This is a genomic window from Georgenia deserti, assembly GCF_042680605.1.
Lineage (GTDB): Bacteria > Actinomycetota > Actinomycetes > Actinomycetales > Actinomycetaceae > Allobogoriella > Allobogoriella deserti.
This window is the reverse complement of the sequence record NZ_JBHUEE010000001.1, coordinates 257,499-281,313: the sequence shown is the minus strand read 5'-3', so window position 1 is coordinate 281,313 and position 23,815 is coordinate 257,499. Positions and strand designations below refer to the sequence as shown.

General features: G+C 70.9%; 15 protein-coding genes. 4 read left to right on the top strand and 11 right to left on the bottom strand.

Annotated features, from left to right (window positions below):
* Positions 1-52: 52 nt before the first annotated feature.
* The 6 genes from ccsB to ACFSE6_RS01300 all read right to left on the bottom strand — a co-directional run bounded on the left by ccsB (position 53) and on the right by ACFSE6_RS01300 (position 5,402).
* The gene (ccsB, locus tag ACFSE6_RS01325; protein WP_388001899.1) at positions 53-1,009 is read right to left on the bottom strand and encodes a c-type cytochrome biogenesis protein CcsB; all 957 of its coding nucleotides are present in this window, start codon (positions 1,007-1,009) and stop codon (positions 53-55) included.
* Positions 1,006-2,727, bottom strand: a complete 1,722-nt coding sequence (gene resB, locus ACFSE6_RS01320) for a cytochrome c biogenesis protein ResB (RefSeq protein ID WP_388001898.1) — start codon at positions 2,725-2,727, stop codon at positions 1,006-1,008. Before resB ends, ccsB begins: the two co-directional genes overlap by 4 nt.
* Positions 2,728-3,516, bottom strand: a complete 789-nt coding sequence (locus ACFSE6_RS01315; RefSeq protein ID WP_388001897.1) for a cytochrome c biogenesis CcdA family protein — start codon at positions 3,514-3,516, stop codon at positions 2,728-2,730. It abuts the gene before it with no gap.
* A gap of 1 nt (position 3,517) precedes the next feature.
* Positions 3,518-4,126: a TlpA family protein disulfide reductase gene (locus tag ACFSE6_RS01310; RefSeq protein ID WP_388001896.1), complete on the bottom strand. Its 609-nt coding sequence runs from the start codon at positions 4,124-4,126 to the stop codon at positions 3,518-3,520.
* Positions 4,123-4,836 carry a histidine phosphatase family protein gene (locus ACFSE6_RS01305; protein ID WP_388001895.1) on the bottom strand — a complete coding sequence of 238 codons (714 nt, stop codon included), beginning with the start codon at positions 4,834-4,836 and terminating at the stop codon, positions 4,123-4,125. The genes ACFSE6_RS01310 and ACFSE6_RS01305 overlap by 4 nt, the downstream gene beginning before the upstream one ends.
* A gap of 77 nt (positions 4,837-4,913) precedes the next feature.
* Entirely contained in the window at positions 4,914-5,402 is a 489-nt protein-coding gene (locus tag ACFSE6_RS01300) for a MarR family winged helix-turn-helix transcriptional regulator (protein ID WP_388001894.1), read from the bottom strand.
* Between the two features lie 142 nt (positions 5,403-5,544).
* On the opposite strand from ACFSE6_RS01300, the gene ACFSE6_RS01295 reads away from it, so the two are divergent.
* A complete protein-coding gene (locus ACFSE6_RS01295) occupies positions 5,545-6,120 on the top strand; it encodes a YceI family protein (protein WP_388001893.1) in 576 nt (191 codons plus the stop codon).
* Between the two features lie 125 nt (positions 6,121-6,245).
* On the opposite strand, the gene ACFSE6_RS01290 is transcribed toward ACFSE6_RS01295, so the two are convergent.
* The 4 genes from ACFSE6_RS01290 to ACFSE6_RS01275 all read right to left on the bottom strand — a co-directional run bounded on the left by ACFSE6_RS01290 (position 6,246) and on the right by ACFSE6_RS01275 (position 8,359).
* On the bottom strand, positions 6,246-6,509 hold the full coding sequence (locus tag ACFSE6_RS01290; protein ID WP_388001892.1) for a glutaredoxin family protein: 264 nt from the start codon (positions 6,507-6,509) through the stop codon (positions 6,246-6,248).
* Between the two features lie 23 nt (positions 6,510-6,532).
* Positions 6,533-6,631 carry a 30S ribosomal protein bS22 gene (locus tag ACFSE6_RS01285; protein WP_109274628.1) on the bottom strand — a complete coding sequence of 33 codons (99 nt, stop codon included), beginning with the start codon at positions 6,629-6,631 and terminating at the stop codon, positions 6,533-6,535.
* Positions 6,632-6,831: 200 nt separating this feature from the next.
* On the bottom strand, positions 6,832-7,041 hold the full coding sequence (locus tag ACFSE6_RS01280) for a helix-turn-helix domain-containing protein (protein WP_388002347.1): 210 nt from the start codon (positions 7,039-7,041) through the stop codon (positions 6,832-6,834).
* 139 nt (positions 7,042-7,180) lie between these two features.
* Complete coding sequence (locus tag ACFSE6_RS01275) at positions 7,181-8,359, bottom strand: acetoin utilization protein AcuC (protein WP_388001891.1); 1,179 nt, start codon at positions 8,357-8,359, stop codon at positions 7,181-7,183.
* A gap of 138 nt (positions 8,360-8,497) precedes the next feature.
* Here ACFSE6_RS01275 and ACFSE6_RS01270 point away from each other — a divergent pair, with 138 nt between their 5' ends.
* Both ACFSE6_RS01270 and ACFSE6_RS01265 read left to right on the top strand, forming a co-directional pair.
* Positions 8,498-9,910: a TrkH family potassium uptake protein gene (locus ACFSE6_RS01270; protein ID WP_388001890.1), complete on the top strand. Its 1,413-nt coding sequence runs from the start codon at positions 8,498-8,500 to the stop codon at positions 9,908-9,910.
* Between the two features lie 24 nt (positions 9,911-9,934).
* Positions 9,935-10,600: a potassium channel family protein gene (locus ACFSE6_RS01265; protein WP_388001889.1), complete on the top strand. Its 666-nt coding sequence runs from the start codon at positions 9,935-9,937 to the stop codon at positions 10,598-10,600.
* 17 nt (positions 10,601-10,617) lie between these two features.
* On the opposite strand, the gene ACFSE6_RS01260 is transcribed toward ACFSE6_RS01265, so the two are convergent.
* On the bottom strand, positions 10,618-11,658 hold the full coding sequence (locus ACFSE6_RS01260) for a LacI family DNA-binding transcriptional regulator (RefSeq protein WP_388001888.1): 1,041 nt from the start codon (positions 11,656-11,658) through the stop codon (positions 10,618-10,620).
* A gap of 530 nt (positions 11,659-12,188) precedes the next feature.
* On the opposite strand from ACFSE6_RS01260, the gene ACFSE6_RS01255 reads away from it, so the two are divergent.
* The gene (locus tag ACFSE6_RS01255; protein ID WP_388001887.1) at positions 12,189-23,777 is read left to right on the top strand and encodes an immunoglobulin-like domain-containing protein; all 11,589 of its coding nucleotides are present in this window, start codon (positions 12,189-12,191) and stop codon (positions 23,775-23,777) included.
* Positions 23,778-23,815 lie beyond the last annotated feature (38 nt).

Here is a 23,815-nt window from a genome sequence, read left to right as displayed (position 1 = left end):
ACCCGCGCCGGACGGTACCGTCGTCGCGGCGTGGCCCGGCGACGGCGCAGCCTCAGAGTCCGCTGTAGGCGTGCATGCTGTCGAAGAGGAAGTTGACGAGGAAGTAGTTCGCCAGCACGCAGGCGAACCCGAAGATCGACAGGTAGGCGGCGCGCCTCCCCTCCCAGCCGCGGGTGGCGCGGGAGTGCAGGTAGGCCGCGTAGACGACCCAGACCACGAACGAGAAGACCTCCTTCGGGTCCCAGCCCCACGGCCGGCCCCAGGCGTGCTCGGCCCAGATGGCTCCGGCGACGACCGTGAAGGTCCACAGCATGAAGCCGACGGCGTTGAGCCGGAACGCCAGCCGCTCGAGCTCGGCCGAGTTCGGCATCGCCTGCCATACCTTCGACCGGCGGCCACGGCCGGGTCCGCGGGAGGCCGGCCGGGCCGGCGCGCCGGCGCCGACGAGTTCCCGGTCGGCGACCTCGGCGGCCTCCTGCTCGACCTGCCGAAGCTCGGCGCGCTCCTGGACGAGCTGCAGGACGGACAGGGTCGCCGCCACGGTCAGGATGCCGGTAGCGATGGTGGCAATGGAGACGTGGATGATCAGCCAGTAACTGTCCAGGATGGGTTGGACGCCGTCGGCGCGGACGTAGAGCACCGAGACGGCGATGCCGAGGAGCAGGAGGGTCGGCCCGAGGACGAAGGTGCCGAGGAAGCGCATGTCCCGGCCGCGCTGCAGTCCGAGGAACACACCCACGGCGATGAGGGTGGCGAGGATGGAGAACTCGTACATGTTCGCCCACGGCACCCGGCCGGCGGCCACGCCGCGCAGCACGACCCCGGCAAGATGCAGCACCACCCCCAGCGTCGTCGTCGACATGGCGATGCCGACGGCCTTGCGCGGTCGTCCCTCGGGGCCGCGGTCACGCAGCCCGGACAGGTCGACGGCGAAGGCGACCAGGGCGACCCCGTAGGCCGCCATGGTTCCGTAGATGAGGAGGGTGCTGAGCTGGCCGACGTCGGTCATCGGGACGTTCCCTTCGTGTCTGTCTCCTCATTCTGCACCGGCGTGCCGGCGGCCTCGACCACCCGGTCCAGCTCCCGGCCCAGGCCCGGGTCGTCCCCGCGGGCGAGGGCGGCGGAGGTGAGCCGGGTCCGGCCACCGGCCGCAGGCTCCAGCCGGACCCACAGCCGCCGCCGCGGCACGAACAGCGAGGCGAACAGCCCGAGCATCGCGGCGATCGAGGATCCGAGCAGGTACGGAAGCGACGGGTCGTAGCGCAGGTCGAGGGCGGCGAACCGGGGCAGGCCGTCCCAGCTGACCGAGCCGAGCCCTTCGGGCAGCTGGACCGTCTGCCCTGGCTCGATGAACAGGGTCACCGGCTGCTGGCCGGTCTCCGCCAACCCGGGCGAGCCGTCCTCGCGCTCCTCGTAGACCTGGCGCATCTCGTCGGTGTCGAGGACGTAGACGTTCTGCGGGACGCCCTCGTCCAGGCCGAGGTCGCCGGCCCACAGCGTGAGCACCAGTAGCGGGGCGTTGGGCTGCGGATGGACCGAATGGGCGCCGGAACCGTCCGGCTCGACCACGGCGGTGGGCAGCAGCGCGCCGGTCAGGCCGATCTGCTCCTGCCCGCCGCTGACGTCGGGCACCTTGACGACGCCGCGGGAGGTGTAGACGTCGTCCTCGGGAAGGAACGGGACGGTGCCGGAGAACGCCGTCTCCCCCGCGCCGTCGCGGACCGTCAGCCGTGGTGCGTAGCCGTTGCCGGAGAGGTAGACGTTGGCGCCGCCCGCGTTCATCGGCTCGTTGGGCACGATGGTGTCCCGATGGGTGCCGCCGCCCGGTTCGGTGACGGTGACGTCGGCTCCGAATCCGCGCGCCTGCGCGTCGACGGTGAACTCCGAGCGCAACTCGTCCAGGGTGAACGTGAACGGCTCGAGATCGCCGGAGTCGAAGAACGTGCCCGGGTCGAAGCTGTCGTAATCGACGACCGAGTTGGCGAACGACTCCCCCTCGACGACCACCGCCTGGCCGCGGTAGCTGTAGAGCTGACCGGCGGCGAAGGAGACGAGCACGCCCACCAGGGCCAGGTGGAAGACGATGTTGCCGGTCTCGCGCAAGTAGCCACGCTCGGCGGTGATCCCGCGGTCGGTCACCGCAGCCCGGTACCGCCCCTTGAGTCGCCGCAGGACGGCGGCCTCGACAGTGTCGGCGTCCTCGGCGAGCAGCACCGAGCGCTTGGCCGGGAACCGGTCGAACCGGCGTGGCACGCGCGGCGGCCGAGCCCGCAGGGCGCGCCAGTGGGTAGCCACGCGTGGCACGATGCAGCCGATGAGCGAGGTGAACAGCATCAGGTAGATCGCCGCGAACCAGACCGAGCTGTAGACGTCGAAGAAGCCCAGCCGGTCCAGCCACGGCGCCAGCGCCGGGTGATCGGTCCGGAAGTCCGTGACGGCGGCGGGGTCCTGGGGCGTCTGCGGGATGAACGAGCCGGGCAGCGCGGCCACCGCGAGCAGGAGCAGCAGCATGAGCGCCACCCGCATGCTGGTCAGCTGCCGCCATATCCACCGCAACCAGCCGAGCAGCCCGAGGCTCGGCTGACTCACCTCCGGCCGGTCGGGAGCCGCACCGTCCGCGCCGGGGCGCTCCCCCTCGGCGAGTCGTTCGCCCTGTCCCGCCTTCGAGCTGAGGTTGGTCGGGTCCGCCTCGCTCGCGGCGACCGTCTGCCGCTCGTGCTCAGCCACTCACACCACCGTCTCGAAGCCCTGGACGAGTCCCTGCAGGTACCCGGACAAGTCGGCCCACAGTCCGGTGACCAGTGCCAACCCGAGGAGCACCAGCAGTCCGCCACCGAGTCGCTGGACCGTGCGGCGATGCCGGCCGAGGACGCGTAGCAGGCGGGTCGAACTCGACAACACCATGGCGACCACGACGAACGGGACGCCCAGACCGAGGCAGTAGGCCACGGCGAGCACCACCCCGCGGCCGGGGTCGGCGCCACCGAAGGACAGGGTGAGCACCGCCGCGAGCGTCGGCCCGATGCACGGTGCCCACCCGAGTCCGAACGCCACGCCGAGGAGCGGGGCCCCGACCAGCCCGGCACGCGGCGCGAGGTGCGGGCGCCGGTCGGTCTGCAGGAACGGCAGGTACCCCAGGAAGGCCAGACCGAGCAGGATCACCACGATGCCGAGGACCCGCAGCACGATGTCCATCCACTGCTGCAGGGCGAGCCCGGCGAGGGAGAACGCGACACCGAGGAGGACGAAGACGGCGGAGAACCCGGCGACGAAGAGCAACACCCCGGCCAGCAGCCGCAGGTCGAAGCGCGGGCGCCGTCCGCCGGCCGCCGTGGCGCCGACGGCCCCGGTGACGGAGGACATGCCGCCGAGGTATCCGACGTAGCCGGGAAGCAACGGCAGCACACACGGCGAGGCGAAGGAGACCAGGCCGGCGATTGCCGCCACCGGCAGGGCGGCCAGCATGGAGCCATCCACCACCGTGTGCTGGAAAGTCTGCCCGAGCTGGTCCCACATGTCAGGACTCCTGCCCTGCGTCCTCGGCGACGACGTCGTCGATGAGGCCGCGCAGGATCTCCGGATCCGCCTGGCCGAGGACGCGGGCGGCCACCCGGCCCTCGCGGTCGATCACCACCGTCGAGGGCATGGCTTGCAGCGGCACGACCCCCTCCAGGGCCGCCACCGCCTGCGCCCGCTCGTCGTGCAGGGAGGGGTATGGCAGGTCGAAGGTGCGCTCGAAGGCCTGTGCGGTGCCGGTGTCGTCGCGCGGGTTGACCCCGAGCATCTGCACCCCGGGGCCGTCCTGGCCGGTGTAGTCCTCGGCGATGGCCTTCAGGTCCGGCGCCTCGGCCCGGCACGGGGGGCAGGCGGCGTACCAGAAGTTCAGCACGACGACGTCACCGCGCATGCTCGCGAGATCGACCTCGGTGCCGTCGTAGGTGGTGCCCGTGTGCTCGACGGGCTCGCCGCGCTCGTCGGGCTCCCAGGTGGTGAACGACCCGTCGCCGGACTCGTAGCCGGCGTCGACCGCTCCGGCTCCCCCACCGTCGTCTGTTCCCGCCGGCGCGCAGCCGGCGAGCGCGGCGAGTACGACGGCGACCGCCGCCACGACGGAACGTGCTCTCACGCCGTCGCCCCCTCCCCGGGCACCGGCTGGGCGGAGGTGACAGTGGCGGGCAGGTCGGCCGGCGACGTGCCCGGCACGGTGTCGCGCGCCCCGACCAGGAGGTCGGCGGCGGGCTCGCGGTACCCGACGGCGATCAGCCTGCGTCCGACGAACGTCAATGACGTCAGCGATGCGAGGGAGCATTCCCGGCGCCGGGGGTCGTGCCAGAGCGGCCGCCCCTCCAGGTGACGGCGTGTCACCCAGATGGGGAGCTGGTGGCTGACCAGGACGGCTTCTCCGCCCGCGACCTTGTCCAGCACGGCGACCACGGCGTCCCGGACCCGGCGCACCTGAGCGCGGTACGGCTCGCCCCAGCTCGGCCGGAGCGGGTTGAGGTACGCCGGCCAGTGCCGCGGATGGGCGAGTTGCCGGCGGTCGGCGCTGACGGCGAGTCCTTCGAAGTGGTTGGCGGCCTCGATGAGCCGCGGGTCGGTGGCCACCTCGAGCCCGTACGCCTCGGCGGTGGCGGCAGCAGTCTGCTGCGCACGCAGCAGCGGCGAGGCGACGACGGCACGCACGTCGTGCCCGCCTTCACGGAGGTCCTCGGCCACGCGAGCGGCCATCTGGCGGCCACGGTCGGAGAGCCGGTACCCGGACAGGCGTCCGTAGAGGATGCCGTCGGGGTTGTGCACCTCGCCGTGTCGCATGAGGTGGACGGTGGTGCGCTCCATGCTCCCAGTGTCGCATCGCCCGGCCGGTGCGCCGCGGGTTGCCCGGCGCCGGCCGGCTCGCCGCACGGTGAGAACGCTCACGCCCCGTCCGGCGGGCCGACGTGGCTCCGCGGTCGCGTTTCGTCGGCGGCGATGAGCGCCATGATCTCGCCGAGCTGGGCGAACTGCTCGGGGGTCAGTCTGTCCACCAGGCGCCGCCGTACCGACTCCACGTGGCCGGGGGCAGCAGCCTGGAGGCGGGCGAGTCCGGCGTCGGTGAGCACGGCGTTGATGCCGCGCCGGTCCTGCGGGCACGGCCGGCGTTCGACCAGTCCTTCCGCCTCGAGCCGGCGCACCTCGTGCGTCAGGCGCGAGCGCGAATGGACGAGGTCCTCCGCGAGTACCGACATGCGCAGCGTGCATCCATCCGCCTCAGAGAGACGGACGAGGATCTCATACTCACTGAGGGAGAGGCCGGCGGTGGCGACCAGGTCCCGGTTCAGCAGCTCCGCCAGAGCCGCATTGCCGCGCAGGTAGTTGCGCCACGACTGCTGCTCCGCGGCGCTCAGCCAACGCACATCGGTCACGTTGCTCTCCCTCGTCCGGTAGGTCCGCACCGGCGCACCGCCGGATCACCGCCCACCTCTTGCCTCATGTCGACCCGAGAAGTATATAGTTTAAACGTCAACTACTTCGGTCCCGCGCGGGGCCACTGAGGAGGACCACGGTATGAGCACGATTCCCGCAGGCACCTACGTCATCGACCCGTCGCACACCGAGATCGGATTCTCGGTCCGGCACGCCGGCATCTCGAAGGTGCGGGGCAAGTTCCTCGGCTTCTCGGGCACCATCACCGTCGGTGAGAACCTCGCCGACTCGTCGGTGAACGTCACCATCGAGGCCGCGTCCGTGGACACCGGCGACGCCAACCGTGACGGCCACCTGCGCTCGCCCGACTTCTGGGACGCCGAGAACAAGCCGGAGTGGACCTTCGTCTCCAGGGCGGTCAGCGGCACCGAGGAGGACCTGACGGTCACCGGTGACCTCACCATCAACGGCGTGACCCGGCAGGTCGAGCTCCAGGCTGAGTTCAACGGCGCCGCCACCGACCCGTTCGGCAACGAGCGCATCGGCTTCAGCGGCCAGACCGTCATCAACCGCAAGGACTTCGACCTCACGTGGAACGCCGCCCTCGAGACCGGCGGCGTCCTCGTCGGCGAGAAGGTCACCATCACCCTCGAGGTGGAGGCGACCGCCGACGCCGGCGAGGCGGCCGAGTCGGCCGAAGCCGAGACGAACGCCTGACCACTGCGTCACAGGCGCGGGCCGGTCGAGACGACAACCGGCGGACCGGCGCACACGCGACGAGGACGGCGGCCGTAGCCGCCGTCCTCGTCTCGTTCTCGCCGCCGGTGTGGCCGTGCCGACCCCTACCGGTCCGCCAGTGCCGCCTTCACCCGGTCGGCCTCGATGCGCCAGTACCCCTGCTGGGTCCCGTCCACCGTGACCACGGGGACGAGCTCGCCGTAGCGCTCCCGTAGGTCGTCGTCGCTGTCGACGTCGATCTCGACGTAACTCTCACCGGTCTCGGCGCGCACCCGTTCGAGCGTGGCGCGGGCGCGGTCACACAGGTGGCAGCCGTCGCGCCCGTAGAGCACGACGCGAACCTCGGACGGTTCGACGGGTGCGGTCATGCCTCTCGCTCCTGCGGCGTCGGCTACTTCTTGTTCCGGCGCTGGTGCCGCGTGCGCCGAAGCAGCTTGCGGTGCTTCTTCTTGGACATGCGCTTGCGGCGCTTCTTGATGACTGAACCCACGGGTACCTCACTGATCGGTCGTGACATCGGGTCGGCGCGAGCCTGGCTCGCGCGGAACTGAAGAAGTCTACCTGCCGGCGCGGATCTCGCCGCCACTGCCCTAGCCCGAGCGGCGCCCGCCGAGAGCGGAAACCTCAGTCAAGAGCGGACGTTCAAACATCCGCTCTTGACTCAATCGTCCGCTCTCGGTGCAGGACGGCCTACTGCGCGGCGGCGCCCCACTCGTCGCCAAGGCCTTCGGCGATGAGCTTCTCCACGGCGGCCTCCGGGACGCGGAAGGACCGGCCCATGCGCACGGCGGGCAGATCACCGGCGTGCACCATCCGATACACCGTCATCTTGGACACCCGCATCAGCTGGGCGACCTCGGCCACGGTCAGGAACCGCGGCGCTCCCAGCTGGTCGGCCATCTCCACCCGTTCTCTCGTTGCCGCCGGTCGGCGACCCTGACGCACCTCGCAATATAGAGGTACGTGCGCCCGACCGAAACGTTTGGTCTCAGTTCGGTCACGTCCAACGCCGCCCGAGCGTACTCCATCTGTCCAGGGCTCAGTCCAGGACGGCGTCCAGCCCGTGCCACGGAAAGACCGCCTGGCGGGTCGCCATGATGGCGCGGTCGACGGCGTCGTCGGGGTTGTATCCGTCCGTGAACGGCGTGAAGTCGCCCACGCCGCCGTCGGACATCGTCGACGGGGGGCGCAGGTCCGCCAGCTTGGTCACCCGCCGCTGCCAGGTCTGCGGGACCTCGGTCGCCGGGTCGATCGGCCGGCCGGTTAGCACCGCGGCCAGATGCGCCCACGCCCGGGGGACGACCCCGACGACGTCGTAGCCGCCGCCTCCGGTCGCGAGCCACCGTCCGCCGGCGTGATCGTCTGCCAGCTCGGCCATCAGTATCGCGGCACGGCGCTGGGCGTCGACCGAGACCTCGAGCTCGGTGAGCGGGTCGTTGCCGTGACTGTCGCAGCCGTGCTGGGTGACCAGCACGTCCGGGGCGTGATGCCGCACCAGGGGCCGCGCGACCGCGTCCACGGCACGCAACCAGTCGGCGTCGGAGGTCCCGGCGGGCAACGCGACGTTGGCCGCCCCGCCCCGGGCGGTCCCGGCGCCGATGTCCTGCGGGTAGCCGGTGCCCGGGAACAGGGTGCCCGGGTGCTGGTGCACCGAGATCGTCAGCACGCGGTCGTCGTCGAAGAAGGCGCGCTCGACGCCGTCGCCGTGGTGCGCGTCGAGGTCGACGTAGGCGACCCGCGCGCCGGCCTCGACGAGCCACGCGATCGCGATGGCGACGTCGTTGTATACGCAGAACCCGGAGGCGCGGTCGGCCATGGCGTGATGCAGTCCGCCGGCCAGGCTCAGCGCCCGCGCCGGTCCCGTCGCCTGCCAGACGGATCGCGCCGCACGCAACGTGGCTCCGGCGACCCGTGCCGAGGCGGTGTGCACGTGCGGGAAGACGGGGTTGTCCACGGTGCCGAGGCCGATGCTCTCGCGGGCCTGGCCGTCCCCCTCGGCGTCCCGGACCGCCGCCACGTAGTTGGCGGTGTGGATCCGCAGCAGGTCCGCGTCCTCGGCGACCGGTGCGCCGAGCACCTCGAGGTCGTCGGCGTCGAGAACGCCGAGCTCCCGCATGAGCTCGACCGTGAGGACGAGCCGCGCCGGCGCCATCGGGTGCCCGGCGCCGAAGTCATAGCCGACGAGCTCGTCGGACCACACCAGCACGGTACGAGCCATGCTGCCCCACCGTAGTCGCCGACCCACCCGCCACGGGCATGGCGTCCGCCGCGGGCTGTGCCAGAGTGGGCACCGACATCGTGGCGCCGCGACGGGCCGGTCCCGGCCGGTCGTCACCGAGGAGCACAGGAGGGACGGGTGGCGCAGCCTCCGCAGCGGGTCCGCACCAACAGCTCCGCCGTCTCGCGGGCCCGCGACTGGATCGACGAGGTCGCCCGTCAGTCACCGGCGAGGCTCGCGCTCCTGGTCTTCGCCGGGATCGTCGCGGTGGTGACGGCCCTGCTGTCCCTGCCTGCCGCGACCGCGTCCGGCCAGCGGGCGCCGTTCGCCGACGCCCTGTTCAACGCAGTCTCCGCGGTGTGCGTGACCGGCCTGGTGACGGTGGACACCGCGACGTACTGGTCGCCGTTCGGCCAGGTGGTGCTGCTGGTCGGCATCAAGATCGGTGGGCTGGGCGTGATGACCCTGGCCTCGATCCTCGGGCTCGCGGTCTCCCGGCGGATCGGGTTGACGCAGAAGATGCTGGCGGCCACGGAGACCAAGACCACCCGCCTGGGCGAGGTCGGCACCCTGGTGCGCGCCGTCGTCGTCGCCTCGCTCGTCATCGAGGCGGTCCTCACCGCGGTGCTGGTGCCTCGGTTCCTCACCATGGGCGAGTCGGTGCCGACCGCGCTGTGGCACGGGGTCTTCATGGCGTTGAGCATCTTCAACAACGCCGGGTTCGTGAACCTCGAGTACGGCATCGGCGGCTTCGTCGGCGACTGGTGGTTCTGCGTGCCGCTGATCCTCGGGACCGCGATCGGCGCCATCGGCTTCCCGGTGATCCTCGACGTCGCACGCAGCCTGCGGAACCGGCGTGGTCGCAAGCCGTGGACGCGCTGGACACTGCACACCAAGCTGTCCATGACGACGTATCTCGTGCTCGCCGTCGCGACCGCGGTGACGATCGGCGCGTTCGAGTGGTCCAACCCGGACACGTTCGGCCCGTTGGCGGTGGACGAGCGGATCCTCGCGAGCATGGTGCAGTCGGTGAACCCCCGCTCCTCCGGTCTGGCGACCATCGACGTCGGCGAGATGCGCGAGGCGAGCTGGTTCCTCACCGACGCGCTGATGTTCGTCGGCGGCGGGTCGGCCTCGACGGCCGGCGGCATCAAGGTCTCGACGTTCGCCGTGCTCGTCCTCGCCATCGTCGCCGAGGCGCGCGGTGACCGGGACATCGAGGCCTTCGGGCGGCGCGTGGGATCCTCCACCGTCAGGCTGGCCGTCTCGGTCGCCTTCCTCGGCGCCACCCTGGTGGGGGCAGGCACCCTGGCGATGCTGGCGGTCAGCGACTTGCACCTGGACGTGGTGCTCTTCGAGGTCATCTCCGCCTTCGCCACGGTGGGCCTCACCACGGGCATCACGCCCGACCTGCCCGACTCCGGGAAGTACATTCTCAGTGCGCTGATGTTCCTCGGCCGCACGGGCACCATGACCATGGCCGCCGCGCTCGCCCTGCGGCAGCGGCGCCGGGTGATCCGCATGCCGAACGAGCGTCCGGTCATCGGCTGAGACGACGGAGAGTGAGTGACACCGATGAGTGACAGCCCTTCCCGCGACACGGGCGTGCTGGTGATCGGCCTGGGCCGGTTCGGCGCTGCCCTGGCCGCAACCCTGGAGCGGCTCGGCCGCGAGGTCCTCGGCGTGGAGAAGGACCCGGACCTGGTCCAGCAGTGGTCGCACCGGTTGCCGCTCGTCGAGGCGGACGCGACCAATCCGGACGCGCTGGAACAACTCGGCGCCGAGGACTTCCAGGTCGCCGTCGTCGGGATCGGGACCTCGCTGGAGGCCTCGGTGCTCACCACGGCCAACCTGGTCGACCTCGAGGTGCCGCAGATCTGGGCGAAGGCGATCAGCGCCGAGCACGGCCGCATCCTGCGCCGCATCGGCGCCCACCATGTCGTCTACCCGGAGTACGACGCCGGGGCGCGGGTGGCCCACATGGTCTCCGGGCGGATGCTCGACTACATCGAGATGGAGGACGGCTTCACCATCGTCAAGATGCGTCCGCCGCGGGAGACGCACGGCTTCACCATCGGTGAGAGCAAGATCCGCGAGCGTTACGGGGTGACGGTGATCGGGGTCAAGCCGCCCGGTGAGCCGTTCGAGTACGCGAGCGAGTCCACCCGGATCGGGGCGGAGGATCTGCTCATCGTCTCCGGTGACACCAATCTGCTCGAGGTGTTCGCGCACCGTCCGTGAGAGCCGCGTCCCCTGCGTCACGCCGCGGCGGCGTGTGGCGGCGGGGTCGTCGAGGACCGCACGACCAGCGTGGTGGCCAGTTCGAAGTGGTGGGTCTCCGGCCGCATCCCGTTCGACAGTTCGAGCACGGTGCGCAGCGCGACCCGCCCCATCTCGGTCATCGGCTGGCGCACCGTGGTCAGCTGCGGTGAGGTCCACTCCGCGGCGTAGGTGTCGTCGAAGCCGACAATCGAGAGCTCCTCGGGCAGGCGCAGGCCGCGCGCCCGGGCCGCCTCCATGACGCCGAGCGCGGAGGCGTCGCACCCGGCGACGACGGCGGTCGGACGGTCCGGAAGCGAGAGCAGCCGCTCGGCCATGGCGAGGCCGTCCTCGTAGGCGAAGCCGCCGAGGTGGACGAGGTCGTCCTCACGCGGGATGCCGCGGGCACCGAGGGCGGCGAGATGGCCGTGCAGGCGCTGTTCGGCCGGACGGGACGCGGGCGGTCCGCCCGCGAAGCCGATACGACGGTGTCCGAGGGAGAGCAGATGCTCGGTGGCCTGCATCCCGCCGGACCAGTTGGTGGCGCTGACGCTGACCAGCCGGTCCGTGGTACTCGGGTCGATGCTGACCGGGTCGATCGCCACCAGCCCGAGGCCGGCCGCCGAGCAGGACCGCACCTGTTCGGGACTCATCTCGGTGGTCACCACGATGACGCCCGCATGTCCACGCCCCGCCAGGGACCGGAACCATGCCGGACTCAACGCCCCCGGGCCGTTACCCGCAGGCAGATGATTGACGACGACGTCCACCCCCTGCTCCAGCCCGGCGGTCACCACCCCGGTGAGGACCTGGGCGGAGTAGAGGTTGACGAACGCGTCGAACAGCACGGTGACGGTGGGCGCGGTGTCCTTGGTGCGCCGCCCAGTCGTCGGCATGTACCCCATGGACGCGATGACGGCCTGGACCCGTTCTCGTGTCGTCGGTCCGACGTCGTCGCGCCCGTTGATCACCTTCGAGACGGTCGCTTTCGAGACCCCGGCCTCGCGGGCGACCACCTCGAGCGTCGGCCTGCTCCCCATCGACGCACTCCTTCGTCCGTCCACACGCAACACTCTCGAAAGGCTTTCGCACGTCCAGCCTCCCGCTGCGTCGAAATGCACCCGTAAACCTACCGGCCGTACGGCGTCCCGTCTCGCGATCGGAGATGCACCGTCCTCGGCGCCAGGGTCCGGCTCATCGAATGAGGGCCAGGAATCCGACACCACGACGAAGCGAAACCTATTTCGTGAATGTGCCTCCGCCGCATTTCGGTGAATGGGGTGTGCGCGTTTCCTGTTGTGGGACCGAGACCCCAGCCCTCGGGCCGAACGTCCTGGTCAGCTCCTCACCGTGGGCTTGACGGCGCCTGTGAGCCACACAACAATCGGCGGCACGTGAATGGTTCTCACGGCACCGGCGCGACAGGGAGGTCGACCGGATTTCCTGGAACCCGTGCGCGCATTTCCGGGCCGTGTGCCCGGTGCGCGGCGGTGACCGGGACTCCGGCTCTCGCCGGTGCCGTCCGGGCCGGTCGCGATCAGGAGGCGGAACCGGCGAAGGGGTCGGACACATGTGGCGTTCGAAGCGGCATCACGGGGGGCGGCGCCGAGCGGCGGTCGGAACGGTCGCGACCGCGGCACTTGCCGGAGCGTTCCTCGCTCCCCCGGCGAGTGCGCTGGACAGCGATCAGTCCGAGGCCATCGCCGAGTTCCTCGCGGTCGAGGCCCTGAGCACTGAGCTCGCCTCGCTGGTGGGCGCGGAGTCGGGCTACCCCAGCGATCCGACCGTCAACAGCAGCACGATCGATGCTGCCCTGCTCTCCGAGTTGATCGGCGTCGGCGTCTCCCTCCCCGGCCTGCCGCTCATCGGTGACGGCTCCGGCCCGGCCCTGCTCGACCTGGGCCCCGGCGCCGGTGCGGGCGTGCTCAACGACTATGCGTACGCCCCGGACCCGTACCACGCCACCGCCTCCTCGGGCGCCGTGACGAATGACGGCGCGATCGACCTCGGCGCGGTCCAGGAGAACCAGGGCGTCGACATGGCCCGACTCGACGCGACCGCGCTGCTCGGCCAGCTCGGCATCGACGGGCTGACGGACGAGATCGTCGACGAGGTCAGCCTCGGCATCGGCGCCCTGGCCTCGACGGCGCACCAGACCACCGGCTCAGACCCGACGAGCGAGTACGTCGTCTCCGGTCTGGAGATGACGGTCTCCAGCCCTCTGGTCGGCGACCTGACGAACGCCGTGGACGCCAACCTGGCATCGGTCAGCACTCAGCTCAACGGGATGCTGGGGCCTGACGGCACCGTCCAGCAGACGCTGAACACCCTGGCGCCGCCGCCGGTCAACGTCCTCGGCCTGATCAACGTCAACCTCGGCGCACCGCAGGTCAATGCCCAGGTGGACCTCAGCGCCGTCACAGCAGGCGTGCTGCAGGAGCCGCTGGTCAGCGACAACGGGCTCGTCGCCATCGACCTGACCACCGGAGACATCACGATCGACCTCGCCCAGCTGCACGGCGGGAACCTCAACGGACTCGATCCCAACACCGAACTCCTCACCGCCGAGGAGATCACCCAGATCACCGACACGATCGCCGACCTGCTCGGCCAGGTCACCGGCCTGATCACGGACGCGGTCACCGCGGCGTTGCTCAGCACCGAGATCACCATCGACTTCAACCCCACCATCAGCGGCATCGGCGGGACGGTCAGCGGCACCGTCGACGCCTCGATCACCGGAACCCTGGCGGACTTCCTCGGCCAGTCCGAGACGCAGCCCGACGTCGATATCACCGGATCCGTCGTCTGGGACCCGCCGCTCCTCCCGCCGACCACGATCAACCTGGGGTCGCTGACGAGTGCGCTCGAGCCGGTGCTCGAGAACCTCATCCCCTCCATCGGCTCGGCCCTCCAGCCGGTGCTGACCACGGGCCAGCAGACGACGACGAACCTCGTCGGCGGGACGGTCTCCGGGCTCGTCAACACCCTGGACCCGATCCTCGACGGCATCCTCGCGGATCTGCTGTCCATCACCATCAACGCCCAGTCCACGGCGGAGAACGGGCTGTTCACCGTCACCGCGCTCGACCTGACCGTCCTACCCACCCTCGATGCCGTCGACATCCCGCTGGCCTCCTCCAGTGTGCGGGTGGAGCAGCTGGCTCCTGCGCTGGAGGCGACCCCCGACGAGCTCAACCCGGGTGGGACCGTCACCTCGAACATCTCGGGCTTCCCGCCGGACTCGACGGTGACCGTCACCTACACCGACTCCGACGGCAACGTCGTCGGCACGTCGGAGGTGACGCTCGACGGCACGGGATCGGGTACTGACTCCCTCGTGCTGCCCGACGACGTCGCCCTCGGTGACTTGACCATCAGTGCGACGGACGGTTCGGGCAACGAGGCCACGGACGTGGTCTCCGTCGTCGAGCCGGCGCCGGCGAACACACCTCCGACGATCGAGGGGGCGGCCGACACCGTCGTCGAAGCGGGGTCCGATTTCGACCCGATGGCCGGCGTCACGGCCAGTGACCTGGAGGACGGTGACCTCACCGCCGACGTCACCGTAGATGGCACGGTCGACACCTCCACCCCCGGCGAGTACGAGCTCACGTATTCGGTCACCGACTCCGACGGCGCCACCGCGAGTGTGGTCCGGACCGTGACGGTGGCGGAGCCGCCGAACGCCGCTCCGGTGATCGAGGGCGCGGACGACGCCACCGTGGACTTCGGCGCCGACTTCGACCCGATGGCCGGGGTGACGGCGACCGACCCGGAGGACGGGGACCTCACCAGCGAGATCACCGTCGACGGCACCGTTGACACCTCCACCCCGGGCGAGTACGAGCTGACATACACCGTCACCGACTCCGACGGTGACTCCACGACCGTGACGCGGATCGTCACCGTCAGCGAGCCCCCGAACGAGCCGCCGGTCATCACCGGCGCCACGGACACCACCGTGGACTTCGGCGCCGAGTTCGACCCGATGGCCGGCATCAGCGCCACCGACCCCGAGGACGGCGACCTCACCAGCGAGATCACCGTCGACGGCACCGTTGACACCTCCACCCCGGGCGAGTACGAGCTGACATACACCGTCACCGACTCCGACGGCGCCACGGCGACCGTGACGCGGATCGTCACCGTCACCGAGCCCCCGAACGAGCCGCCGGTCATCACCGGCGCCACGGACACCACCGTGGACTTCGGCACCGAGTTCGACCCGATGGCCGGCATCACCGCCACCGACCCCGAGGACGGCGACCTCACCAGCGAGATCACCGTCGACGGCACCGTCGACACCACCACCCCCGGCGACTACGAACTCACCTACACCGTCACCGACTCCGACGGGACGACGACGTCCGTCACCCGCGTGGTGACGGTGAGCGAACCGCCCAACGAGCCGCCCGTGATCGAGGGCGCCACCAACGTCGCCATCGAACAGGGCACCGCCTTCGACCCCATGGCCGGCATCACCGCCACCGACCCCGAGGACGGCGACCTCACCAGCGAGATCACCGTCGACGGCACCGTCGACACCACCACCCCCGGCGACTACGAACTCACCTACACCGTCACCGACTCCGACGGGACGACGACGTCCGTCACCCGCGTGGTGACGGTGAGCGAACCGCCCAACGAGCCGCCCGTGATCGAGGGCGCCACCAACGTCGCCATCGAACAGGGCACCGCCTTCGACCCCATGGCCGGCGTCACCGCCACCGACCCCGAGGACGGCGACCTCACCAGCGAGATCACCGTCGACGGCACCGTCGACACCACCACCCCCGGCGAGTACGAACTCACCTACACCGTCACCGACTCCGACGGCGCCACCGCGACTGTGATCCGGACGGTGACAGTGTCCGAGGCCGCGCCGGTGAACCAGCCGCCGACGTTAGAGGGCGTCGCCGACACGACCGTCGACTTCGGCGCCGACTTCGACCCGATGGCCGGCGTCACCGCCACCGACCCCGAGGACGGCGACCTCACCAGCGAGATCACCGTCGACGGCACCGTCGACACCACCACGCCCGGTGAGTACGAGCTCACCTACTCGGTGACCGACTCCGAGGGGGAGACGGTGACGGCGACGCGGACGGTGATCGTCTCGGCTCCGCCGAACGCGCCGCCGGTCATCGAGGGGGCCACGGACACCACGGTGGACTTCGGTGCTGACTTCGACCCGATGGCCGGCATCACCGCCACCGACCCCGAGGACGGCGACCTCACCGCCGACATCACCGTCGACGGCACCGTCGACACCACCACCCCCGGCGACTACGAACTCACCTACACCGTCACCGACTCCGACGGCGCCACGTCGTCCGTCACCCGCGTGGTGACGGTGAGCGAACCGCCCAACGAGCCACCGGTCATCGAGGGCGCGGCAGACGTCGTCGTCGAACAGGGCACCGCCTTCGACCCGATGGCCGGTGTCACCGCCACCGACCCCGAGGACGGCGACCTCACCGCCGACATCACCGTCGACGGCACCGTCGACACCACCACCCCCGGCGACTACGAGCTCACCTACTCGGTGACCGACTCCGACGGCGCGACCGTCACGACCAGCCGGGTGGTCACGGTGACCGCTCCGCCCAACGAGGCGCCGGTCCTCGAGGGGGTCGCGAGCACGACTGTCGAGGCCGGCAACGAGTTCGACCCGATGGCCGGCGTCAGCGCGACCGACCCCGAGGACGGCGACCTCACCAGCGAGATCATCGTCGACGGCAGCGTCGACACCACCACACCCGGCGACTACGAACTCACCTACACCGTCACCGACTCCGCCGGCGCCACCACCACGGCCACCCGGATCGTGACCGTGACCGAGCCGCCGAACCAGGCACCGGAACTGGCCGGTGTCGTGGGCACGACGGTCGAGGCCGGCAGCGAGTTCGACCCGATGGCGGGTGTCAGCGCGAGCGACGCCGAGGACGGAGACCTCACCAGCGAGATCATCGTCGACGGGAGCGTCGACACCTCGACACCCGGCGAGTACACGCTCACCTATTCCGTGACGGACTCCGCCGGAGCCACCACCACGGCCACCCGCGTGGTCACCGTGACACCGGCACCGAACACCGCCCCCGTGCTCGAGGGCGTGATGGACACGGTGATCGAGGCCGGCACCGAGTTCGACCCGATGGCCGGCGTCAGCGCCACCGACGCCGAGGACGGCGACCTCACCGACCAGATCGAGATCACCGGCGAGGTCGACACCACCACACCCGGCGACTACGAGCTCACGTACACGGTCACCGACTCCGCCGGCGCCACGGTGACGGCGACCCGAGTGGTCACCGTCACGGAGCCCGAGCCGGTCAACACCCCACCGGCGCTCGACGGTGTCGGGAGTGTGTCGGTCGAGGTCGGCACGGAGTTCGACCCGATGGCCGGCGTCAGCGCCACCGACGCCGAGGACGGCGACCTCACCGACCAGATCGAGATCACCGGCGAGGTCGACACCACCACACCCGGCGACTACGAGCTCACCTACTCGGTGACCGACGCGGACGGGGCCACCACGACGGCCACCCGCGTGGTCACCGTGACGCCGGCACCGAACACCGCCCCGGCTCTCGACGGCGTGGTGGACATTGCCGTCGAGCAGGGGACGGTGTTCGACCCGATGGCCGGCGTCACGGCTTCCGATCCGGAGGACGGCGACCTCACCGCCGACATCACCGTCGACGGCACGGTGGACATCACCACCCCCGGCGAGTACGAACTCACCTACACCGTCACCGACTCCGACGGCGCCACGACGACGGCGGTGCGCACCGTGACCGTGACCGAGGCGCCGCCGGCCAATACTCCGCCGGTCCTCGAGGGTGTCTCCGACATTGCGGTCGAACAGGGTGGCGAATTCGATCCGATGGCCGGCGTCAGCGCCACCGACGCCGAGGACGGCGACCTCACCAGCGAGATCACCGTCGACGGCACGGTCGACACCTCCACGCCAGACGAGTACACGCTCACCTACACCGTCACCGACTCGGCCGGTGCCACCACCACGGCCACCCGGACCGTGACGGTGACCGCCCCGCCGAACGAGGCGCCGGTGCTCGAGGGCGTGGGCGCCGTCGAGATCCCGGAGGGCGCGGTCTTCGATCCGATGGCCGGCGTCAGCGCCACGGACGCCGAGGACGGCGACCTCACCGACCAGATCGAGATCACCGGCGAGGTCGACACCACCACCCCCGGCGAGTACGAACTCACCTACACCGTCACCGACTCCGACGGCGCCACCACCACCGCGGTCCGCACCGTGACCGTCACGGAGGCGCCGCCGGCCAACGAGCCGCCGATGATCGAGGGAGCGGAGAACACCGCGATCGACGTCGGTGCGGAGTTCGACCCGATGGCCGGCGTCAGCGCCACCGACGCCGAGGACGGCAACCTCACCGCCGACATCACCGTCGACGGCACGGTCGACACCTCGACGCCCGGCGACTACACGCTGACCTACACCGTCACCGACTCCGACGGCGCGACGACGTCGGTCGTCCGGACGGTGACGGTCCTGGTCCCGCCGAACGAAGCGCCGATGCTCGAGGGCGTGGGCGCCGTCGAGATCCCGGAGGGCGCGGTCTTCGACCCGATGGCCGGCGTCAGCGCCACCGACCCGGAGGACGGCGACCTCACCGACCAGATCGAGGTCACCGGCACCGTCGACACCACCACCCCCGGCGACTACGAACTCACCTACACCGTCACCGACTCCGACGGCGCCACCACCACGGCCACCCGCGTGGTGACCGTCATCGAGGCGGCGGTCAACACGCCTCCGGTGCTCGAGGGAGTGGACTCCGTCGAGGTCGCCGAGGGGGCGGAGTTCGACCCGATGGAGGGTGTCAGTGCCACCGACGCCGAGGACGGAGACCTCACCAGCGAGATCACCGTCGACGGCAGCGTCGACACCACCACACCGGGCGACTACGAACTCGTCTACTCGGTCACCGACTCCGACGGGACCACCGTCACCGCCACCCGGATCGTGACGGTGACGGCGGATCCCGACCCGGATCCGGTCAATACGGCACCGACCCTTGACGGCGTGGTGGACGCCACCGTCCTCACCGGTAGCGCGTTCGATCCGATGGCCGGCGTCAGCGCCGCCGACGCCGAGGACGGAGACCTCACCAGCGAGATCACCGTCGACGGCACCGTCGACACCACCACCCCCGGCGACTACGAACTCACCTACACCGTCACCGACTCGGGCGGCACGACGGTGACCGCGACGCGGACCGTGACGGTCGTCGACCCTGAGCCCGTGAACACGCCGCCCGCGATCGACGGAACGGCGGACACCACCGTGGACCTCGGGGCCGACTTCGACCCCTTGGCCGGCGTCTCGGCGTCCGACCCGGAGGACGGCGACCTGACCAGCGAGATCACCGTCGACGGCACCGTCGACACCTCCACCCCGGGCGACTACACGCTCACCTACTCGGTGACCGACTCGGGCGGCGCCACGGTCACCGAGAGCCGGATCGTGACCGTGCTACCGGCGCCGAACTCGGCTCCGATACTCGACGGCGTGGGCGCGACCATGGTGGTCGCCGGCGGCGAGTTCGATCCGATGGCCGGCGTCAGCGCCACGGACGCCGAGGACGGCGACCTCACCGAGCAGATCGAGGTCACCGGCACCGTCGACACCACCACCCCCGGCGACTACGAACTCACCTACACCGTCACCGACTCCGACGGCGCCACCGTCACCACCACCCGCGTGGTGACCGTCATCGAGCCGGACCCCGTCAACTCCCCGCCGGTGCTCGAAGGAGTGGACTCCGTCGAGGTCGCCGAGGGGGCGGAGTTCGACCCGCTCGAGGGCGTCAGCGCCACCGACGCCGAGGACGGCGACCTCACCGACCAGATCGAGGTCACCGGCACCGTCGACACCACCACCCCCGGCGACTACGAACTCACCTACACCGTCACCGACTCCGACGGCGCCACTGTCACGGCCACCCGGATCGTCACGGTGAGCGCTCCACCGAACGAGCCGCCGGTCCTGGAGGGGGTCGAGGCGGTGACGGTGGTCTCCGGCAGCGAGTTCGACCCGATGGCCGGCGTCGCGGCTTCCGACCCGGAGGACGGCGACCTCACCGACCAGATCGAGGTCACCGGCACCGTCGACACCACCACCCCCGGCGAGTACGAACTGACCTACTCGGTCACCGACTCGGCGGGCACGACCGTGACGGTCACCCGCGTGGTCACCGTCACGGAGCCGGAGCCGGTCAACACACCGCCCGTGCTGGGCGGCGTGGAGGGCACGACGATCGAGGCCGGCTCGGAGTTCGACCCGCTCGAGGGCGTCAGCGCCACCGACGCCGAGGACGGCGACCTCACCGACCAGATCGAGGTCACCGGCACCGTCGACACCACCACACCCGGCGAGTATGAACTCACCTATACGGTCACCGACTCGGCGGGCACAACGGTCACGGCCACTCGCACGGTTGTCGTGGCTCCCACGCCGAACACCGCGCCGGTGATCGAGGGGGCGGACTCGGTAGAGATCTTCACCGGAACGGCCTTCGATCCCATGGACGGGGTCAGCGCCGCGGACGCCGAGGACGGCGACCTCACCGCCGACATCACGGTCGACGGCACCGTCGACACCACCACACCGGGCGACTACACACTCACCTACTCGGTGACGGACTCGGCGGGGGCGACCGTGACCACGGAGCGCGTCGTCTCCGTGCTGCCGTCACCGCCGGTGAACAACGCGCCGGTGATCGAAGGCGCGGACGGCGTCACGGTCACCGCGGGGTCGGAGTTCGACCCGATGTCCGGGGTGAGCGCGACCGACGCGGAGGACGGCGACCTCACCGCCGACATCACCGTCGACGGCACCGTCGACACCACCACACCGGGCGAGTACCAGCTCACCTACACGGTGACGGACTCGGCGGGTGCGACGGTCTCGGTGACCCGTGTGGTGACCGTGGAACCGGCGCCGAACACCGCCCCGGTGCTCGAGGGCATCGTGGACACGACGGTGGAGCCGGGTAGCGAGTTCGACCCGCTCGAGGGTGTCAGCGCCACGGACGCCGAGGACGGCGACCTCACCGACCAGATCGAGGTCACCGGCACCGTCGACACCACCACCCCCGGCGACTACGAACTGGTCTACACCGTCACCGACTCCGACGGCACCACCGTCACCGCCACCCGGACCGTCACGGTCTCGGAGGAGGCGGCGCCGGACAACGAGTTGCCGGTGCTCGAGGGGGTGGGTGCCGTCACCCTCGAGCAGGGCGACGAGTTCAACCCGCTCGAGGGCGTGACCGCCACCGACGCCGAGGACGGCGACCTCACCGACCAGATCGAGGTCACCGGCACCGTCGACACCACCACCCCGGGCGACTACGAGCTCACCTACACCGTCACCGACTCCGCCGGGGGAACCGTCACGGTGACCCGGACGGTGACGGTCGCCGAGGCGACGCCGGGCAACACGGCGCCGGTGCTCGAGGGGGTGGGTGCCGCACAGGTGCAGGAAGGTGCGCCGTTCGATCCGATGGCCGGCGTCAGCGCCACCGACGCCGAGGACGGCGACCTCACCGACCAGATCGAGGTCACCGGCACCGTCGACACCACCACACCGGGCGACTACGAACTCACCTACACCGTCACCGACTCCGACGGGACCACGGTCACGGCCACCCGCGTGGTCACCGTGACGGCGGCTCCTCCGGTGCGGACCGCGCCGGTGCTCGAGGGGGTCGACGCGGTCACGGTGGTCGAGGGCGAGGACTTCGATCCGCTGGCCGGCGTCAGCGCCACAGACGCCGAGGACGGCGACCTCACCGACCAGATCGAGGTCACCGGGACCGTCGACACCACCACCCCGGGCGAGTACGAGCTCACCTACACCGTCACCGACTCCGACGGGACCACGGTCACGGCCACCCGCGTGGTGACGGTCGTCGAGGCGGCGAGCAACACGCCGCCCGTGCTCGACGGTGTCGGTTCGATCGAGGTCGGTGAGGGGTCGGAGTTCGATCCGCTGGCCGGCGTCAGCGCCACCGACGCCGAGGACGGCGACCTCACCGACCAGATCGAGGTCACCGGCACCGTCGACACCACCACCCCCGGCGACTACGAACTCACCTACACCGTCACCGACTCCGACGGCGCGACCGTCACGGTGACGCGGACGGTCACGGTCACCGAGGACCCGACCGGGGAGCCGAACACGCCGCCCGTGCTGGAGGGCGTGGGCGCGACCACGGTGATCGAGGGCGAGGACTTCGATCCGCTGGCCGGCGTCAGCGCCACCGACGCCGAGGACGGCGACCTCACCGATCAGATCGAGGTCACCGGCACCGTCGACACCACCACCCCCGGCGACTACGAACTCACCTACACCGTCACCGACTCGGGGGGAAGCACCATCACCGTCACCCGGGTCGTCACGGTCGCCGAGGCCGGCCCGCCGAACAGCGCGCCGGTGCTCGAGGGCGTGGGCGGTGTCGAGGTCGATGAGGGCTCGGAGTTCGACCCGATGGAGGGCGTCAGCGCCACCGACGCCGAGGACGGCGACCTCACCGACCAGATCGAGACCACCGGTGAGGTCGACACCACCACCCCGGGCGACTACGAACTGGTCTACTCGGTCACCGACTCGGCCGGCACGACCGTCACGGTGACCCGGGTCGTCACGGTCACCGAGGCGACACCCAACACGCCTCCGGTGTTCGAAGGCATCGACGAGGTCCGGGTCGAGGCCGGCTCGGAGTTCGACCCGCTCGAGGGCGTCAGCGCCACCGACGCCGAGGACGGCGACCTCACCGACCAGATCGAGGTCACCGGCACCGTCGACACCACCACCCCGGGCGACTACGAACTGGTCTACTCGGTCACCGACTCGGCCGGCACGACTGTGACGACGAACCGCGTGGTGACGGTCACGGCGGCCAACAGTCCCGCCGTGCTGGAGGGCGTGGACAGCGTGACGATCGAGGCCGGCTCGGAGTTCGACCCGCTCGAGGGCGTCAGCGCCACCGACGCCGAGGACGGCGACCTCACCGACCAGATCGAGGTCACCGGCACCGTCGACACGACCACCCCGGGCGAGTACGAGCTGACGTACTCGGTCACGGACTCCGACGGCGCGACGACGACCGTGACGCGGATCGTGACCGTGGGTGAGGCGGCACCGCCGAACGCGCCGCCGGTCCTGGAGGGCGTGGACGCGGTCGAGATCCCCGAAGGGGCCGAGTTCGACCCGCTCGAGGGCGTGACCGCCACCGACCCGGAGGACGGCGACCTCACCGACCAGATCGAGGTCACCGGTACCGTCGACACCTCCACTCCGGGCGACTACGAGCTGACGTACCGGGTCGTGGACTCCGACGGGACGGCGATCGAGGTCACCCGCACGGTGACCGTCGCGCAGACCCCGCCGGACAACACCCCGCCGGTGCTCGAGGGGGTCGGCCCGGTCGAGATCCCCGAAGGGGCGAACTTCGACCCGCTCGAGGGCGTCAGCGCCACCGACGCCGAGGACGGTGACCTCACGGAGGAGATCCGCGTCGTCGGGATGGTCGATACGTCGACGCCGGGCGAGTACGGGCTGACCTACACAGTCACCGACTCGGCGGGCAGCACGGTCACCGTGACCCGAACCGTCACCGTGGCCGCCGACGACGACCAGCCGGGACCACCGGACGACGAACCGTCGGTCACGGTGCCGGACACGGTCGCACCCGGCGAAGACATCCCGATCGATCTCGGCGGCTTCACGCCGGGCTCGGAGGTCGAGGTGGTGTGCGAGATGAACCCGGTCATCGGCCGCTCCGTCGTGACGATCGGTGCGGACGGGACGGGTAGCGCGACCTGCACGGTCCCCGCCGGGGCCTCGGGCGGCACGGTCACGGTCACGGCGACGGACCGCGACAACCCGGACCTGACCGCGTCGGCGACGGTCCACGTGGTCCCCGCGGGCGAGGAGCCTCCCGCCACCGGACCGGAGCCGGGACCGGCACCGGCACCGGGGCCCGGCCGTGACGGCGGGTTGCCGGACACCGGCGCCGACGCCACGGGTGCGGCCCTGCTCTCCGCGGTGCTGCTGCTCCTCGGCGGTCTGGCGCTGCTGGTCCGGCGACGGTTCAGCCGGACGTGACGAGCGGCGCCGAGAGAACGGCGAGGGCCCCGGCCGAC

Coding starts and splice junctions, on each gene's coding strand:
- ACFSE6_RS01315 (WP_388001897.1), bottom strand. CDS start 3,516: ATGTGGGACCAGCTCGGGCAGACTTTCCAGCACACGGTGGTGGATGGC.
- ACFSE6_RS01280 (WP_388002347.1), bottom strand. CDS start 7,041: ATGGCCGACCAGCTGGGAGCGCCGCGGTTCCTGACCGTGGCCGAGGTC.
- ACFSE6_RS01295 (WP_388001893.1), top strand. CDS start 5,545: ATGAGCACGATTCCCGCAGGCACCTACGTCATCGACCCGTCGCACACC.
- ACFSE6_RS01305 (WP_388001895.1), bottom strand. CDS start 4,836: ATGGAGCGCACCACCGTCCACCTCATGCGACACGGCGAGGTGCACAAC.
- ACFSE6_RS01275 (WP_388001891.1), bottom strand. CDS start 8,359: ATGGCTCGTACCGTGCTGGTGTGGTCCGACGAGCTCGTCGGCTATGAC.
- ACFSE6_RS01290 (WP_388001892.1), bottom strand. CDS start 6,509: ATGACCGCACCCGTCGAACCGTCCGAGGTTCGCGTCGTGCTCTACGGG.
- ACFSE6_RS01255 (WP_388001887.1), top strand. CDS start 12,189: ATGTGGCGTTCGAAGCGGCATCACGGGGGGCGGCGCCGAGCGGCGGTC.
- ccsB (WP_388001899.1), bottom strand. CDS start 1,009: ATGACCGACGTCGGCCAGCTCAGCACCCTCCTCATCTACGGAACCATG.
- ACFSE6_RS01260 (WP_388001888.1), bottom strand. CDS start 11,658: ATGGGGAGCAGGCCGACGCTCGAGGTGGTCGCCCGCGAGGCCGGGGTC.
- ACFSE6_RS01265 (WP_388001889.1), top strand. CDS start 9,935: ATGAGTGACAGCCCTTCCCGCGACACGGGCGTGCTGGTGATCGGCCTG.